The 1,940-nt window shown below is 31.9% G+C and carries 3 protein-coding genes and 1 tRNA gene; 1 reads left to right on the top strand and 3 read right to left on the bottom strand.

Annotation, left to right across the window (positions count from 1 at the left end):
• Positions 1 to 126 precede the first annotated feature (126 nt).
• From Megvenef_RS09230 to Megvenef_RS09220, 3 genes are all read right to left on the bottom strand, one after another.
• Positions 127 to 534: a hypothetical protein gene (locus Megvenef_RS09230; protein WP_322777631.1), complete on the bottom strand. Its 408-nt coding sequence runs from the start codon at positions 532 to 534 to the stop codon at positions 127 to 129.
• A gap of 198 nt (positions 535 to 732) precedes the next feature.
• A complete protein-coding gene (locus Megvenef_RS09225; RefSeq protein ID WP_322777630.1) occupies positions 733 to 867 on the bottom strand; it encodes a hypothetical protein in 135 nt (44 codons plus the stop codon).
• A gap of 49 nt (positions 868 to 916) precedes the next feature.
• Positions 917 to 991 (bottom strand) — tRNA-Ala (locus Megvenef_RS09220).
• Positions 992 to 1,380: 389 nt separating this feature from the next.
• Between Megvenef_RS09220 and Megvenef_RS09215 the strand changes: the two genes are divergently transcribed.
• Positions 1,381 to 1,940: hypothetical protein (locus Megvenef_RS09215; RefSeq protein ID WP_322777629.1), on the top strand; the 560-nt coding region annotated here is incomplete at its 3' end.

The raw sequence follows: 1,940 nt of genomic DNA, 5'->3' as shown, positions 1-1,940 counted from the left end.
CTATGGCTCATTTTATGATCAAATTCGAAGGGAGAATTTAAGTGCCTATAATCGAATTTACACAAATAGATGGAAAGTCTCGTACTAGAGCCTCATTATAGTTCTTTATTGCAAAATAAGATAAACTTACATAAAATTTATTAGTTCCTCATATTTTGATACATCAGCTACAAGTTCGTCTAAATTGCCCATTTGTAAAACTTCTCCGTGCGTGAGATTAGTTTCCATATTATTAACGTTATCTAAAAAGCTAAGTACTGATTGTGAATATTCATCCTTAAATTCAAAAGTGTTTATTAGATTTCTTATTTCATTACTGATTTCAGGAAAAATTTGTAGCTTATATACAAATCGCGGATCAATTTGATGATGCTGGCAATTTTTTAATATTACTACAAAATATTGTATAGCAAGTTTTTTTGCTTCCTCTCTGTTTGTCGATTTTATATATTCTATAAAGCCTTTATCCTCGGTAATTTCTTTAATTGTATTACTAAGTTTCTCTAATGCCTTTATAAGCCCATATTGTTTCATAAATATCCTTAATCCCCAGTTGACATAAGGTGACAGTAGCCCTATTTTCTGGCACTTGCAGTATCTTTTTATTTTTGTAGCTATATTTAGTTTAGGTCTATGATTTGTTGTGTACAAAAATAAGAAATTCCAGCAAATCAATTGCCCCGTTTCTGTAATTTGACCTAACATTCCTATATTACTTTTTTGTGCTAATTCTTAATTTGGAATATCTTCGTTCAGGGATAATTTTTCCTGGTATAAAGCAGCCAAAGCAGCCACTAACCTTATGTCACTTGGGACGCTACAGACCTTATAACCAGCGCTTAAAAGGATTATATTTATCTTATCCATAGTTCGGATTAATTAAATATTACTTGGAAATATTTTTTGGTAAAAATGATGGTGGAGATGAAGGGAATCGAACCCCCGACATTCTGCTTGCAAAGCAGACGCTCTACCCCTGAGCTACATCCCCAAAATTATGTATATGCAGGTTTTATATACTGCCTTGCCAATATAGTCAATATAGTTTTTATATAACGTATAAATTTATAAGATATAACACAAGCTTTAGGCTATAGAGCCTAGTATAGAGAAATTGAATATGTAAGCGTTTCTTGTACTAGAGTCTAGTTATTTAATATTTCTCAAAACAAACAAAAATACATATTTTTGTACCAATTTATAATCAAACTTGATTTTTAAAGTGCTGTTACACGCATTTTAATAAGGGTCAACTTAGAGCTTTACCTTCTTTTCTTAGTATTGACATTATATAAAAAGTTTAATAGGATGCGATAAATCATTAATAATCTTTAATTATTAAAATCACTATAAATTTTTAATAACATATTAATATATTTTATGAGTTCAGTAGCAATAGTACGTTCATCTTATCCTAATATTTCTACTAATCACACCAGGGTAATTAATGGTACTATTATTTTTGCTAAAGAGAATATTTGGTTCAATGGTCATAAGGTGCAAATCGGCGGCGATTTTACGGATGTAGCCAGAGCGTTAAACAGACATTCTATAAAAACTGGGGTTAAAGCCGAGGTAGTTTTTAGCGATAATTTAGCAAGGCTTAAGCTAGTAGTGCGGGGACATAGTAATCTTGTGATTAATGACCCAAAAGGCGTATTTCGAAGCTTGCAAATGGGTAAAAATATTGGCACTAGCAACGATATGTTGGTACAAATTATTTGCAAAGGAAAAGTAACATGGTCATATAACCGCCCAACAAAGCCCCTAACGATACTCGGCTTAATATCAACAGACAACATAAAAGTATTAAATGCTTATAAGGATAGGCAACAAGTAAAATTATTAGGTCCTTTAGCAGAGCAGTTAGCTCCTTTAGCAGAACAGTTAGCTCCTTTAGCAGAACAGTTAGCTCCTTTAGCAGAACAGTTAGCTCCTTT

The sequence above is a fragment of the Candidatus Megaera venefica genome (assembly GCF_034554655.1).
GTDB classification, from domain to species: Bacteria; Pseudomonadota; Alphaproteobacteria; order Rickettsiales; family Rickettsiaceae; genus Megaera_A; species Megaera_A venefica.
This window is presented reverse-complemented; position numbering and strand designations above follow the sequence as displayed.

What these genes read in the sequence shown, in the direction of transcription:
- Megvenef_RS09230 (WP_322777631.1), bottom strand. Translation starts at nt 534, where the DNA reads ATGAAACAATATGGGCTTATAAAGGCATTAGAGAAACTTAGTAATACA.
- Megvenef_RS09225 (WP_322777630.1), bottom strand. Translation starts at nt 867, where the DNA reads ATGGATAAGATAAATATAATCCTTTTAAGCGCTGGTTATAAGGTCTGT.